This window comes from Microcoleus sp. Pol12A5 (assembly GCF_036701435.1).
In the GTDB taxonomy this organism is placed as follows: domain Bacteria; phylum Cyanobacteriota; class Cyanobacteriia; order Cyanobacteriales; family Microcoleaceae; genus Microcoleus.
Genome location: NZ_JAUBQU010000057.1, coordinates 1 through 14,121, shown reverse-complemented (window position 1 = coordinate 14,121; position 14,121 = coordinate 1). Strand labels below are relative to the sequence as shown.

The window sequence follows — 14,121 nt, the reverse complement described above, 5'->3', positions numbered from 1 at the left end:
AGTTAATCAGGACTAAAGTCCTTACTACAAACCAGTTCGTAATCAGGACTTTAGTCCTCATCATATCGTTTCCTTCCGTTTCTTCTTAGAGGGCTTTTTAGGAGTTTTCTGGACGGGGATGGTCTCGGATTCTTGCTGTGCGGAGTCTAGGGTTACTTTACACAAGTCGTTCACGGAAAGTTTTTGTTGCGATTCAAGTTCGTTTAGCAAGTTTGAAGCTGTTTCTAATATTTGCTTTTCCTGTCTGGCTTGAATAGTAGTTTTATTTTCGATCGCATCTAGCAACACAAAAATCGAGACTGTTTGCCAAATATCTAAATCGTCGCCGACGACATCGCAAGCAGAGACAATTTTGCCGTTTTCTGGGACGTGAATTCCTAAGCCGGAATCTTGAATTAACGGGTGGATTTCTGCTATACTTAAATCCGCAAGGTCTGTAATTTTATGTTCTAGGGATACTAAATCTGCTAAATCTGGCAAGTTGACCGATTCTGCGGCTAAAGGATCGAATTTAAAGGTAAGAGTTTGATTCAGCGGATCGGAAATGGCGTAAATTGATTGAATTTGCGATCGACTAACGGCACCTTTAGCGAAAAAATCTCTACCTTGCGGGGCGATCGCAATTTTTCCATTTTCAGCCACCTCCAAGCTTTCCAAACTAACCAGAGTCGCCGCCGTAGTCTTCACAAAAATCTCGTCCAACCCTAGCAAATCCGCCAATTCCTTCAAAGTGGGGGCAGGTTCAAACTCAACGCCCGCCCGCAAAATGAACTCTTCCAACACGTTAAACTGGCGCGGTTCGCTAATCGCCACCTCCAACGGAGTTTGCCGGATGGCGAAGCGGAATTGACGCGCCGCCAACACTGACAAACCCGGATTTTGTTGCTCAATTTGTTCGGCTAGCGAACTTAAATTCGAGTCTATGGGTTTAGTTGAGGACGCTAGAAACATCTACAAAACCTCCGCAGTGACGCACCGTTTTTGAAACTTCCTGATACATTTTTCCCACTGTACCTGTTTGTTGGGTAAATAAATCGTGGCAGCCGACAACTACCAGCAATTCTTGAGCGCGGGAAAATGCCACATTCACCCGTTCCGGTTCCTTAGCAAATCCAATATCGCCCCTAACATTATTGCACACGGTGCTGACAATAATTACAGGTCTTTCCATACCTTGAAATATGTCAACCGTACCAGTGCGGATACTCAAAGCAGGGAATCTTTCGCCTTCGATTCTGTCTTTAATTGCATTTAATTGAGCAGCATAAAAAGTGATAATTCCGATTTCTTTCGGTGGTTCACCCTCGGCAACTTTTGGCTGCCAAGCTGTCTCCATTTGTTCGCACAAACGCTCGATCGCATCAATCTCCTTGACATTCAACCGCGAAGTCCCCTGTTTTTCCTCTTCAAACCCTTGTCCCACGGGCGTTTTCACCCAGAGAATGTGATTATTTTCTTGAATGATTCTACCTGCCAGGTTGTGGGCGCGCTTGGTGTCAGCTTCCTGAATGCCACAGTTGAGTTTTTGCTGGTAAAACTGATTGATTGCGCCCATGATTTGTGGGTGCATTCGATACTGAGTTGTCAGCATTTTTTTGATGCTGTCGCTGGCATTTTCAAACAAAACTTTGAACAGCGATTCTTTTATGAAGCTAAGTTCGTCTCCGGTACAGCCGATGTCTTCGGCAATATCGTCGATCGTACTTTGATTAAACATCGGCGGCAATTGCCGGTGATCGCCCACTAATACTAACTTTCTGCCTTTCAAAGCGGGGATTAATAACTCGGGCGGAGTGCATTTGCTAACTTCGTCAATGATGACTGCATCAAAGCTGGGAAAGTTTTTAGTAAAATCGAAGCTGGCAGCTTGCACGCAAGTAATGCCGATAACGTTGGCATTGTCAATATAAATTTGCTTTAAATCGTTGCGGTCTTTTTCGGATGGGTTGCGAAGTTTTTGAATCCAATCTGTCACAAACGTTTGAGAAAGATTTAGGGCTATTTCTTCTTGTTCTAACTTGCGCTGCCAAGTTTTGAATAAACGCTTAATTTTGTTTAAAAAAGCTACGGTGAATAATCCTGTATTCGGAACTTCTGGTTGATATTGAGTCGGGATAGTTTGCCATGCTGACTCCCACCAATTTCTCTCAACCAGTAATGCTACTGTCGGTTGCTGCTGTTGCAGTTGAGCGGTAATTTCGCTCAATTCTGTTTGAAGTTCGGCGAGTTGCTGCTGCAAAGTTGCAGCCGCAGTTTGCAGCGGAGATAAATGCTCGTCAAGAGTGTTTTTGATGGTCTCCAAAACCCCAAAAGGGTCTAGATCGGCAATGGATTTTTCAAGCTGAATCAGGCTGGCTTTCCAAGCATCAACTTGCTTGACAAACTGCTGCGGTTGCTCCCAAATATTGGATTTTTGGGCGAGATATTGTTCGGCTAAAATCCGCAACTTTTCCGGGGCGTTTGACTGTTGGACAATTGCTTGCAACAAATTAGTAACTTCGCTAATTTTTAAGTTAGCCTCTTGCTGCGCTGTTTCTACCTGAAGTTTAGCGGCGGATATTTGCTGCTGGTTTAATGTTTGACCGATTTTATCTAATAACTGTTGCTGTTTTATAAGCTGCTGTTCGGTTTCGGTTTTCAGGGGAACCACGCACTGACGGGCATTTGCGAGGATACTGTGCAGCAATTCTTTGACTAGGCGATCGAAGGTAGCCTGGATATGATTTGGGTGCAATGATTCACTATAAAATTGTTGAATGCTGCCTAAGAAAGTGCGAGCTTTTTCGATGATAAACTTGCGCTGACTTTGACTGACTTGGGAGTAGCTGGCGAAGTCTTTGGCTAGTTGCTGCCACTGTGTACGATCGCCCGCAGAGAGCACGATCGGCGTTTGACTCAAATTTAGATGCAAAAACTCGCTAAACCGGAACTGTTGCCCTTGTATGTCCTTAAAACCCGCGCTTTCTTCGTGGGATATCGCCTTTTGCAACCGATCCAAATCGGGCAAATTGATTTTGCATTTGGGCGGCACGATCGGCAATTTGAGCGATCGGGCAATTTTCAGCAATCCTGGCGGCAATCCTACCATATCATCCGCGAGCATTGCGCCCGTTTCCCAGCACGTTTTCACGACTTCATAGAGTCCCGTATCCGCCGTCTCGATCCACTGTGCAACGGCGACGACAACGGCTGCAATTTCCGCTTTTCGCAGTTCCAAATTCTTGATTTTCTGTTCGAGATTGTGGCGGTGTGTCTGATTTTGCCGATCGCCCAATTCGAGTTGATTCACAGCCTCAGACATCTGCCGCGACACCCGCAACGACTCTGCAACCGCCGACATAGCGTGACAAACATCATCAGCGCGATCGAATGCCGTCTTAAATTCCGATATTTGCGCTGCTACAGTTTCCTGCAGCCAAACCGCAATCCCAAACCCGCCACAAGCAGGGCGATCGAAGCCGATTTGAGTAGCATAGCTGGCGGCAATCCGAACATTTGCCATAAAGTTTTCTACTAAAACATTACCTTCTGAATAGGGTTTTAGTCTGGGCATAAACTCGGCAACTTCTGGAGATTCCCAGTTGACATTCGGCGCATCCAGCAAATTTACTAGCCCGCTAACTAGAGATTCAATCTCGCTTTTTTCGCTTAAAATTACTTCATAATCTGCTGCTTGCTGGCTGCACTTTTCCTCAAGATTGGCTTTACTGTCGTGCAGGTGTTTTAGTTCATTAAAAAAATCTCTCTCTGCGGCACAGTAGGCGGTAAATCGCTCTGCTTCTGCCACCAACTGCCGCAAAGATTTGACATTAGTCAGGCGCTGGGATAGCTTTTCTTCGCAGTCAGTCGCCGTATTTTGCAGCCAAGTGCCGATCGCATTTTCCTCTAAAAACGGCTGCCCTTCTTCCTGCACCTTATGAGCTTTTCCCTTCCGCAAAGCCCGAATCGCCGGATTGTGAACTAACCGACTCAAAGCATTGTCTACAGCCAAATTTGCTTGGGAAGCAATTAACGTTTTCCCGCCCTGACGGGCAATTTGATAGCAAATCTCCGCAATCACAGTCGTTTTGCCAGTTCCCGGCGGCCCTTGAATCAAAATTAAATCCCGCGCCGAAAGCACCGTTTCTACGGCGGCAAGTTGGTCGTCATTAGCATTGCGATTTAATAAGTTTTCCCGCTCCAATTTAATCAGTTTTTCGGGCAGTCTCGCCTGAGAAGCATCGAATAAAAACTCACTCAAATATGGATTTTGAGCGCGCCCGTCTGTTAGCATTTTTAAAGCTTTTTTCTTGCGTTCTATCTGACTGATATCGCCCGCCGCCTCAAAATATAAGAATCCTTGTTTGGGCATTTGATATCTGCCGCCCGCCATGCGAGATCCTAAATCAACATCTAACTTAATCCGTAATTTACTATGTTCAAAGTCAATTTCCGCGATGCTACCCAATGTCTCTCCATCTCGGCTGCTTCTGCTTCCGGGCGGCGAATCAAACAGGATAATTTCTTCATTTCTGGCTTTTTTCAGCCTATCGCGAAAGTCGCCCAATTCTAAGGGATTTTCCTCATAGCCGTCAAGAGTTGCGGAATTACGTTCAATTTCAAAAGTGACGATATTGAAGCCGGAACCGTAATTGTGTCCTCGGAAAGGCACGCAAAATTGACGCGCTTCCGCGATGCGTTTTTCCACATTTAAAAAAGTATGCCAAACTTTTAGTTGTTCCGTAGTTGGTATGTGTCTGTCGTCCCAAAATGGCATTTGTTGGACGCGGGCGATCGACTTTACAGGAATTGGCGATCTACTGTTAGCCAAAAGTCGCAACTGAACCGGCAAAGCATACCCATCTTTCCTTCCTCTGGGAATCGCCACCAAACCAGCATCCAGCAGTTTTAAACCGCCGATTCCGTCTTCACAGCGTACAGTTGCTAACAACCGCAAAGTGCGATCGGCTTTTTGCAACAATTGGGGTAATTCAAAATCATCTCCATCCGTAGCAAGCAACAATTCCCAGATTTCTTCTTCAGAAAATCTCTCATTTACTTTTTGGCGACGCACGTAGAAAAGATTGTGGGATTTGCCAGCTATCTCCGACATCAGAATTTCCGCACGTTCTTTGCATTCCCAATCGCAATATTTCCCTAAAGCCGCTTCTCCTTCTATATCCCGAATAAACTTATTAATTGTGCGATCGCCACTAAATTTATATCCCCAATCTTCTGTTACTAAAGATGGCATATTTTGATGTTAGATGTTAGATTTTAGATTTTAGATTGGATTTAAGATTAGCACATCGGAACTTGTGGCGACAGAACCGCGACATCCCAAAAAAAATTAAGGTGTGCATTGCACACCCTACGACCATCGCAAATTGCCGTACAGGCGACGGGCAATCGAATTAAACACTTGAGAATCAAAAGGGCGAACGATGGGACTTGAACCCACGAATGGTGGTACCACAAACCACTGCCTTAACCACTTGGCTACGCTCGCCGTATCAGTTTTAACTATAGCATCAGATCTCAGCACAAGTCTAGGGGTAGGGCAAAAATATTTTGAAATATTTCTGAGCGTCCCTGAACCAGACAGATCGATTGTGCCTCAAATTCCAAGCACAGTAAGAGTTTAGCACAATTTTCGCTCTGTGCGATCGGCCTGTGCGATCGGCAATTATCTCGCTCCCAGCAGTCATGCGACCTGGGTTCGGCAGCTTTGGCAGCGTCCCGATTTGATCCAGCGCATTAAAATAGCCTTATCAGACCAGGCGCATCTAAATTTTACACTCCTGTTTGATAAAACTCACATCTTGCACCATTTTCAAGAACAGGCAAAATGCCTGTTCCACAAAGAATGAATCTTATAGGGTGGGCTGTTGTAGCCCGTCCCTAAAAGCCTGATTGAGAATGGTGCAACATCTCAGATGAAATGCTTGTGGGGTGTCCCGCCCGCCCGAAAAATACAACGCAAGAAGCGGGACAGCTTATCCCACACCGCATGAGTTATCAACCATCCTTCTTCTCTTCCTTCTTCCTTCGCGCAGCTTCGCGTCTTCGCGGTTCGTTTAAAAAAAAGTCTTGTCCGCAACATAAAATCTAAAATCAATATGAGCTACTGTGTCAACCCTGAATGTCAAAATCCTCAAAACTCCAACACCGCAAAATTTTGCTTAAACTGCGGCTTTAACCTGTTGCTGAGACAGCGATATCGCCCGATTGAACTTTTAGGTAGAGGCGGATTTGGTAAAACTTTCCTAGCCATTGATGAAGACATCCCATCTCTACCCCGTTGTGCAGTCAAGCAATTTTATTTTTACGACCGCGACCCCGAAATTGTCAACAAAGCCGTTGAATTATTTCGGCAAGAAGGCGTCCGTTTAGACGAACTCGGAAAACACCCCCAAATCCCCACATTATTAGCCTGCTTTGAACAAGAAGGTCATATTTATTTAGTTCAAGAGTTTATAGAGGGAGCGACTCTTAAACAAGAATTAGACCAGAGTGTATACGATGAAAATCAAATTTGGCAAGTGCTGCAAGACTTATTGCCCGTGCTGCAATTTATCCACGACAAGCGCGTCATTCACCGCGACATCAAACCCGAAAATATTATCCGCCGCCAATCAGACAACAAACTCGTATTGATCGATTTCGGCATTGCCAAACTGCTGACTGATTCAGCCATGCTTCGTCCAGCAACGCTCATCGGCAGTCAAGATTATGTAGCTCCCGAACAAATGCGCGGCAAAGTATTTCCTGCTAGCGACCTTTACAGTTTAGGTGTTACTTGCATTCGCCTAATGACGCAAGTTCCTCCCTTGGATATGTACGACTGCAACCACGAGCGCTGGTGGTGGCGCGAGTTTCTCCCCAAAGCCACGAGTATTAGCGAGGAGTTAGGTGAAATTTTAGATAAATTGCTGCAAACTCGTCTCACTCAGCGGTACAGTTTTGCTACGGAAGTTTTGCAAGATATCCAAGCAGCTTTAGATATTCGCCATCAAAATTCTCTTTCGCCCAAAACGCCGATCGCTCCTGCTCTCAGTAATTGCGACAACTCAAGCGATATCAGCGCGCTACAAACTTCTGATTCTCCCATTTTACCGACAAAATACGTCGCCAATTCCGCAGAAACTTTTTCCTTATCTGTTACTTCAAATCTCGATCAAGCCCTAATTTCTGCACGGGGAGTAGATTATACCAAACTGCGAAATTTTTTGTCTAACCAAAAATGGAAAGAAGCCGATCGCGAAACTTGGGGCTTGATGTGTCAATCTCTTTCCCAGCCAGCGGGAACTCAGCTAGAAATTAGCCAAATTTACCAGATCCCCTGCGAAGATTTGCAAACACTCGATCGCCTTTGGCTGCGCTACAGTCAAGGTCGGTTTGGCTTCAGCGTCCAAAAGCAGATTTATGAAAGCGTTAAGGGAGACTATATCAGATTTTGCGATCGGGTCAACTGGCAAACCTACAATTCTGCTACTACTTTAGGGCAGATTAAATTTAGTCAGCAAGCACCAATCGGACACCTCCCCTCTCGCAGTTGGGTTGGTGGCATTCAGTGGCTGCGGCATCTCGATGCCCTGTCAGCAAAATTAACCGAGTGCGACAATAATCTTGCTCCTAAATTGTAATTTGCTCAACCGACTCACTAAGTAAAATTTCATATTTAAACTCTACCTGAAAGTAGAGAAATTTGTCTCGTTAGATGTAACTAGCGACCGAGGTTCGGTGCGATCGCTTGTCGCACAATGGATGCTGAAGGTGAACACAGCTACAAGTCTGCAATCCAGAGACTGTAACAACATAATTAAAAGAGGTATCGATCCATGTTTTTTCACAAAAAACAATTAATGGCTGCGGTGACAGTAGACGAAGCCAACCCCCGTTTTGCCCAATTGCTCCTAGAACAGTTTGGCGGAGCAACCGGAGAGCTCACAGCAGCTCTGCAATACTGGGTGCAGTCCTTTCACTGTGAAGATGCAGGGATTAAGGATATGCTCCAAGATATTGCAATAGAAGAATTCAGCCACTTAGAAATGGTGGGCAAACTCATCGAAATGCACACCAAAAACGTTGACCAAACAGAAGCTTATAAAAGCACTTTGTTTGCGGTGCGCGGTGTAGGTCCGCACTTGCTGGATAGCCAAGGTCAAGCTTGGACGGGTGCTTATGTCAACGAAGGTGGCGATGTAGTGCGCGATTTACGCGCTAATATCGGTGCGGAAGCAGGAGCTCGCCAAACCTACGAAGAGTTGATTAAACTAGCACCGGATATGGGAACGAAAAAGACGCTGCACTTTCTACTGACTCGCGAAATTTCTCACACTGAAATGTTCATGAAAGCTCTCGAAGCGTTGGGTAAACTCACCGATCCGCTGTTCGGTAATATTCCGCCAGATTCCACTGTGGATCTCTACTTTAACTTGTCAACAAATGGCAAGGATGAACGCGGCCCTTGGAACTCAGAACCTACTTTCCAATACATTGCCGATCCCGCTCCCAAAGGTTAATTTGAGAGTTGTTTAGATTGTGTGGCTTATAAGATTTAAGCCCATTATTAAGTAAATTTTAAGCCGCGCACCTTACAAAAGAAGGTGCGCGGCTTAGAAGATTTAAGCCCTGTGTTGAGTAATTTTCAAGCTGGGTACTTTGCTTTAGTTGTTAGAGGTGCGCGACTCGGAAGCTTCCGGTTGAGGGTTGAGTATTTTTCAAGTCACGTGCCCTAGGGTGTTACAATTATTTGAAATCCCGATCGAACATTAACATCAAATCCATATTGAAATTGCGCTCATCCACCTATTTATTAGTCTCTCACGGCAGCCGCGACCCCAGACCCCAACTAGCTTTGGAAAACCTAGGTCAACTGGTGTCTCAAAATTTGGCTGACTCATTCCCCGCAGTAGCAACCGCCACCTTAGAACTCGGCCCCGCACCGCTGCACGAACAAATTTGCAGTTTTGGCGAACGTACCTTGTCGCTGGGACTGAGAGAATTGCAAATCCTGCCTGTATTTTTATTGCCGGGAGTTCACGTCGCCGAAGACATACCGGCAGAGGTGGAAATTGCCCAAAAAACTTTTGGTGACAAGCTAAAAATTGAATTGCGCCCGCATTTAGGTTCTCAGGAAGCAGGCTTAACAAAATTGGTAAAAAGTCAGATGCAAGAGGTGACTTTTCTCCCCAATCTGCTATGGCCAAAATGGATTTTATTATCTCACGGCAGCCGTCGCCCCGGAGGTAACTCGATTGTTGAGGAAATCGCCAGCCAACTCGGTGCGCTGACAGCTTATTGGTCGGTAAAGCCGAGTTTGGAAGAGCAAATTGACAGTTTGGTTCGTGGTGGACAGCAGCAAATTGGAATTGTGCCATACTTCTTATTTAATGGAGGAATTACAGATGCGATCGCCAAAAATGTCGCACAGCTAAAGCAGCAATTTCCTGCGGCGGAACTTCATCTCGCAAATCCTCTAGGCCCAAGTGTAGAATTAGCAGACTTAATTAAGGATTTAATTCAAAAATGAACCGCCGAGGCACAGAAGAGGTAAAGGAAGAAAGAAAAATGTCTTTAGGAAAAGTGTATTTAGTAGGTGCGGGACCCGGAGATCCGGGTTTGATGACCTTGAAGGGAAAAGCTTTGTTAGAGTGTGCAGATGTCGTGATTTACGACGCTTTAGTCAGCCCTCAAATTTTGGCAGCAATCAACCCCCAAGCAGAACGAATTGATGCCGGAAAACGCAAAGGTCGTCACTCGTTAATGCAGGACGAAACCACTCAACTAATGATAGAAAAAGCTGGAGATAATGCGATCGTAGTTCGTCTCAAAGGCGGCGATCCGTTTATCTTCGGTCGCGGCGGCGAAGAAATGGAAGAGTTGGTAAAAGCAGGAGTGTCAGTAGAAGTCGTCCCCGGTGTCACTTCTGGAATTGCGGCCCCTGCCTATGCGGGAATTCCTTTAACACATCGATCGTACAGTTCCTCTGTCACCTTTGTCACCGGTCACGAATCAGCCGGAAAATATCGACCGGAAGTAAATTGGCAGGCGATCGCCCGCGGCTCGGAAACAATTGTAGTATACATGGGAATCCACAATTTGCCTTACATTATCGGTCAGTTAACAGCAGCCCAATTGAGTGCAGAAACGCCAATAGCGTTAGTGCGCTGGGGAACGCGGCCGGAACAAGAAGAACTGATCGGGACTTTGGGTACAATTGTAGAGCAAGTTGAGGCGGTTGGATTTGCAGCACCTGCGATCGCAGTAATCGGAAACGTCGTCAATTTGCACTCAATATTGTCTGGCTGTCGGCCAGTTTCTCCGACTGTAGAATAAGCGGGAAAATTGGGTCAGAAGCGATCTAATTTCGATCGCTTTGATTTCCCTCCCTCTGAGGTGGCTCGCCAGCGGGGACGAGGACCCGCTCGATGTCATTCCGATGTCATTCCTAGACGCATAAATGACATAAAAATGTCATTGCTCACTCTTGAGTGTTAGCTTTCGCGCTCTATTATGGGTGTTGCACAAAGTTGAATGATTAAGATAACAGAGGAATCCGCCCGTACTTAAGATAGTAGATCGGCAAGCGTACTGACTTGTACAACATATGAACTGACTTGGAATAATATAAAGTCTGGTGTTGCATCATGGAGAATGATGTGATGAAATATGCCAATGCCTTGCCCTCTCACAGTCAAAGTTCCAAAGTGGTAAAAAATCGACACCGCCAAGGTAAACAGAGCTATCTGTGTCGAAGATCGTCTTTGAATATCCTCTTGTGGTTCATTAAATTTATAATCCGTCACTTTACTCTAGCGACTGTCTATTCCAGCCTCACTTGGGCCCCCCACAAATCTTGCGGGAGAAATACTCTGTCGGTGGGTAGGGGAGCAACTGACGCCGTGAGGGTAAATTGACCCGCTTCAATTTGCTGCTTCAATTCCAATGCTACTTGCCGGGAGAGAAACATACTCGCAAGGGGGGCGGCCCGTACTGGTTTGCCCTCGATGAGGATGCGGCCAGTCTTTAATTGAGCATAGCTGACTAAACCGAAGGTGGGACGAACGCGCCGGGGGATAGAGAAATCTACCACCGGCGCTACTATTTTTTTGTCTGAGACTGCACAGTGGGCGACGACTGTTTCGTTTAAGACGGGAAACGGGATGCCGACTCCCAGCATCAGGGATGGGCCGTAGTTTTTGAAGTAGCAGCCGCGCACCCATTTGGAGTTCATCTGTTTGGCGTCGCCGATGAGTGCGAGGGTGGCGGCCGGGCCGATGGGGGTGCGGTTCGGCTGGCGTTTTTGCAGCGGGAAGTGCTGGGTTCCTTCCCAGGTGATGTAGCCCTGAGCGCCTCCTAGAAAGATGCGGGTGCCGATGCCGATGATTTCGAGGTCGGGGTCGTTTAGCAAGGGAGACATGGCTCCAAGGTTCGAGTAGACGGCGTTGCCGAGGTTTGGTTGCAGGGGGCCGAGGTAGGTGAACAGCGGGCGATCGCCCCCGTTGACTCCAACAATAAAGTTTTGATATGCGTTGCGGGGATTGAATAAATAAAACTGGTTGATTGTATCGCGGGTAATGGTGGTTTCAAAGGAAGCGCGGGGGTAGCAGTCTGTTACTTGCCCCAAGGCTCGCAACTGCACGGGTTTGCCGGCTATTAAGTCTTCGATGACGTGTCCGCCACCCCGTTCGCGGGATTCTTCGCCGTCTTCGGCTACTTGGGTGGCTCCCAGGTACAGGTCTACTGCCCCGAAGCCGGAGTAGGCTAAAACGCCGTCCAGCCAGCACTGGCGGATTTTTATCGGCGGGTCGGTATGGCCGAGGTTGATGATTGCACCGGAGGATTCCATCGGCTCGAAGGTGCCGGTGGTAATCACATCGACTTCTTTGGCTGCTTGGGTAATGCTGGTTTCTTGAACTCTAGTTTTGAGTTCTTCGATTGTCCAGACTGTGGCTTTGCCCTGGCTGATTTTATCGTTGATTTCGTCGATCGATCTCATATATTTTAGATTTTGGATTTTAGATTTTAGATTTTGAATTGATTGATTTTGGATTGATTTTGATTTGGGATTGACTTTGGATTGATGGAATGTCGATCGAGCGAATGCTGTTTTGGCTATCGACCTCGGTTTGATAACACCGCAAAATGCTATAACAGATATCAGGATTATATTATAAATAAAATAAAGAGCGATCGCCCTGACTCAAGCGATATTAAAACCAGTCACCTTCGATGAATTTATTGACGGGTATCCTGAAAATTATGAAAACCGTTACGAACTGCACAATGGAACTATTGTTGAGATGCCTAAAGCAACCGGAGAACCTTCAGAATTAGCTGGCTTCCCAGTCGCCGAGCTCAAATTTGAAATCCAACGACTAGGACTTCCCTACTTCGTCCCCAAACAATTGCGTGGTCCAAGCTGATAACGAGCTATCTGGTTACGAACCGGATGCGATCGTTTTGGACAGGCAAGGGACTGACAGCGAACCGAGATGGAAAAAGGAATCTATCATTACAATGGGTAGTTCTGTCCCGCTAATTGTCGAAGTTGTCAGTACCAATTGGCGGGATGATTACGGCTACAAATTAGTTGATTACGAAGCTTTGGGCATTTCTCAATACTGAATTGCGGACTATTTGGGAGTTGGCGGCAGACGCTATATTGGGAATCCGAAACAACCTACTTTTTCTGTTTACCAGTTGGTTAACTGCGAGTATCAAGTCAGTATGTATCGGGGAGTGATAGGGGTGTGTTACCCATATTTTGGCACTTGAATTTGAGTGTTCAACATATTTTTATAGCTACCAGAGAGACGGTATAAAATTCGAGGCTTGAAGACATTTATTGGGGGAGTTCGTACCACAAATTTCCTAACTAAGTTTATAGTGAATCCTTCTGTCCTATAAGTGGGAATAAAGCAGAAGGGAAGTCATTATGAACCTTAATTATTGATTTTCAGGAGCCTCATTTTCAGCGCGATCGGGGATGTCTGGTTTCGGTTCGGGTAAATATTTTTCTTGCAGGCTGTCGGCGACTCCTATGTATTCATGCTTTTCATGGATAGCAGAATCGATTGCCGCTAAGGTTTTAGGACTGGCACTCCACTGGTTTAGAATATCTTTAATGAGGGCTTCCCTAATCCAAACTTGAGCTACAACGGTGAGGGGGAGAGCTAGCAATAAGCCTAAAAATCCAAAGAAGGTGGCGAAGAATACTTGAGCTATTAATGTTACTGCTGGCAGCAGTGATACTTGCTGTGCCATGACGTAGGGGGTGAGGAGGTTGCTTTCAAATTGTTGAATTAGAAAGTAAAGGATCAGCACAAAACCGGATTTTAACGGAGAGTCTAAAAGTGCGATCGTCACTGGAGGAATGACGCTCAAACCAGGACCGATATTGGGTATTAGGTTCAGCAAGCCGGCTAAAACAGCGTGAGCTAGAGCTAGGGGAACCTGCAATACTGACAAACCAATTAAACTCAGGAAAGTGATAACGCTCATGCTAATTAAAGCACCGATTACCCATCGACCAAGCGCTATTTCGCATTCATCTAAGATGCCATCGATTCGCCGCCGATAAAAAGAGGGGAAAAGTTGTATAAATGCTTTGCGGTAAGAGAGAGGTTCTGCTAATGTCATCAATGTCAAAACTATGACTAGCAAAAAGCTGAGAATAACACCTAATGTGTTGCCGACAAAAGCTCCTGCACCGCCGACGAGTTGGTTGAATAGGGGTTGTAGCTGTTGGATAATATCGTTAATATCAAGATTCGGCAGTCGCTGACCAATTTGTCCCGAAAAGCGCGTTTCGAGCTGATCGATCCACTGATTTAATCTTTCTATTCCTTGAGGGGCTCTTTGGGTAAGTTGTTGAAACTGTTGGGCAAAGGGCGGTACAATGATTAGGAATAATCCTACAAAGATGAGGACTAGGAAACTAACTGATAACAGTACGGCGATCGATCTTTTGAGTCCGAATTTTTGCAAATAGCGTGCTAGCCTGTTTAAGGCTGTGGCTAAGACGACGGCGGCAAACAGCAGCAGTAGGGCCTGCCTGATTTGCCACAGGATGTAACAAGATGCGATGAGGGCTAATAAGCCCATCCACTGTCCTAGCTTCATTAGATTTTAGAT

The 14,121-nt window shown here is 46.0% G+C and carries 9 protein-coding genes, 1 tRNA gene and 1 pseudogene; 6 read left to right on the top strand and 5 right to left on the bottom strand.

Going from position 1 to position 14,121, the window contains the following annotated elements; translation table 11 throughout:
* Positions 1-60: 60 nt before the first annotated feature.
* The 3 genes from QUA45_RS16430 to QUA45_RS16420 form a co-directional block, all read right to left on the bottom strand.
* Entirely contained in the window at positions 61-951 is an 891-nt protein-coding gene (locus QUA45_RS16430) for a hypothetical protein (protein WP_333221549.1), read from the bottom strand.
* Positions 929-5,233 carry an AAA domain-containing protein gene (locus QUA45_RS16425; RefSeq protein ID WP_333221547.1) on the bottom strand — a complete coding sequence of 1,435 codons (4,305 nt, stop codon included), beginning with the start codon at positions 5,231-5,233 and terminating at the stop codon, positions 929-931. The genes QUA45_RS16430 and QUA45_RS16425 overlap by 23 nt, the downstream gene beginning before the upstream one ends.
* Positions 5,234-5,415: 182 nt before the next feature.
* Positions 5,416-5,488 (bottom strand) — tRNA-His (locus QUA45_RS16420).
* A gap of 610 nt (positions 5,489-6,098) precedes the next feature.
* On the opposite strand from QUA45_RS16420, the gene QUA45_RS16415 reads away from it, so the two are divergent.
* The 5 genes and pseudogenes from QUA45_RS16415 to QUA45_RS29195 form a co-directional block, all read left to right on the top strand.
* Positions 6,099-7,625 carry a serine/threonine-protein kinase gene (locus QUA45_RS16415; RefSeq protein ID WP_333099116.1) on the top strand — a complete coding sequence of 509 codons (1,527 nt, stop codon included), beginning with the start codon at positions 6,099-6,101 and terminating at the stop codon, positions 7,623-7,625.
* 195 nt (positions 7,626-7,820) lie between these two features.
* Positions 7,821-8,504, top strand: a complete 684-nt coding sequence (locus QUA45_RS16410) for a manganese catalase family protein (protein ID WP_333036883.1) — start codon at positions 7,821-7,823, stop codon at positions 8,502-8,504.
* A 266-nt stretch (positions 8,505-8,770) separates the two neighbouring features.
* A complete protein-coding gene (locus QUA45_RS16405) occupies positions 8,771-9,514 on the top strand; it encodes a sirohydrochlorin chelatase (RefSeq protein ID WP_333221545.1) in 744 nt (247 codons plus the stop codon).
* On the top strand, positions 9,511-10,320 hold the full coding sequence (gene cobA, locus QUA45_RS16400; protein ID WP_333099114.1) for a uroporphyrinogen-III C-methyltransferase: 810 nt from the start codon (positions 9,511-9,513) through the stop codon (positions 10,318-10,320). The genes QUA45_RS16405 and cobA overlap by 4 nt, the downstream gene beginning before the upstream one ends.
* Before the next feature lie 339 nt (positions 10,321-10,659).
* Positions 10,660-10,739: pseudogene (locus QUA45_RS29195) on the top strand (IS1 family transposase); the annotation flags it as partial.
* A gap of 68 nt (positions 10,740-10,807) precedes the next feature.
* Here the strand turns inward: QUA45_RS29195 and QUA45_RS16390 are convergent.
* The gene (locus tag QUA45_RS16390) at positions 10,808-11,983 is read right to left on the bottom strand and encodes a homocysteine biosynthesis protein (RefSeq protein ID WP_333099113.1); all 1,176 of its coding nucleotides are present in this window, start codon (positions 11,981-11,983) and stop codon (positions 10,808-10,810) included.
* Positions 11,984-12,396: 413 nt separating this feature from the next.
* On the opposite strand from QUA45_RS16390, the gene QUA45_RS16385 reads away from it, so the two are divergent.
* Positions 12,397-12,612 carry a Uma2 family endonuclease gene (locus QUA45_RS16385; RefSeq protein WP_333099112.1) on the top strand — a complete coding sequence of 72 codons (216 nt, stop codon included), beginning with the start codon at positions 12,397-12,399 and terminating at the stop codon, positions 12,610-12,612.
* 321 nt (positions 12,613-12,933) lie between these two features.
* Here the strand turns inward: QUA45_RS16385 and QUA45_RS16380 are convergent, their stop codons facing one another.
* Positions 12,934-14,109 (bottom strand): AI-2E family transporter, encoded by a 1,176-nt coding sequence (locus tag QUA45_RS16380; protein WP_333221543.1) that lies wholly within the window; start codon positions 14,107-14,109, stop codon positions 12,934-12,936.
* Positions 14,110-14,121 lie beyond the last annotated feature (12 nt).

Coding starts and splice junctions, on each gene's coding strand:
- QUA45_RS16430 (WP_333221549.1), bottom strand. CDS start 951: ATGTTTCTAGCGTCCTCAACTAAACCCATAGACTCGAATTTAAGTTCG.
- QUA45_RS16425 (WP_333221547.1), bottom strand. CDS start 5,233: ATGCCATCTTTAGTAACAGAAGATTGGGGATATAAATTTAGTGGCGAT.
- QUA45_RS16415 (WP_333099116.1), top strand. CDS start 6,099: ATGAGCTACTGTGTCAACCCTGAATGTCAAAATCCTCAAAACTCCAAC.
- QUA45_RS16410 (WP_333036883.1), top strand. CDS start 7,821: ATGTTTTTTCACAAAAAACAATTAATGGCTGCGGTGACAGTAGACGAA.
- cobA (WP_333099114.1), top strand. CDS start 9,511: ATGAACCGCCGAGGCACAGAAGAGGTAAAGGAAGAAAGAAAAATGTCT.
- QUA45_RS16390 (WP_333099113.1), bottom strand. CDS start 11,983: ATGAGATCGATCGACGAAATCAACGATAAAATCAGCCAGGGCAAAGCC.
- QUA45_RS16380 (WP_333221543.1), bottom strand. CDS start 14,109: ATGAAGCTAGGACAGTGGATGGGCTTATTAGCCCTCATCGCATCTTGT.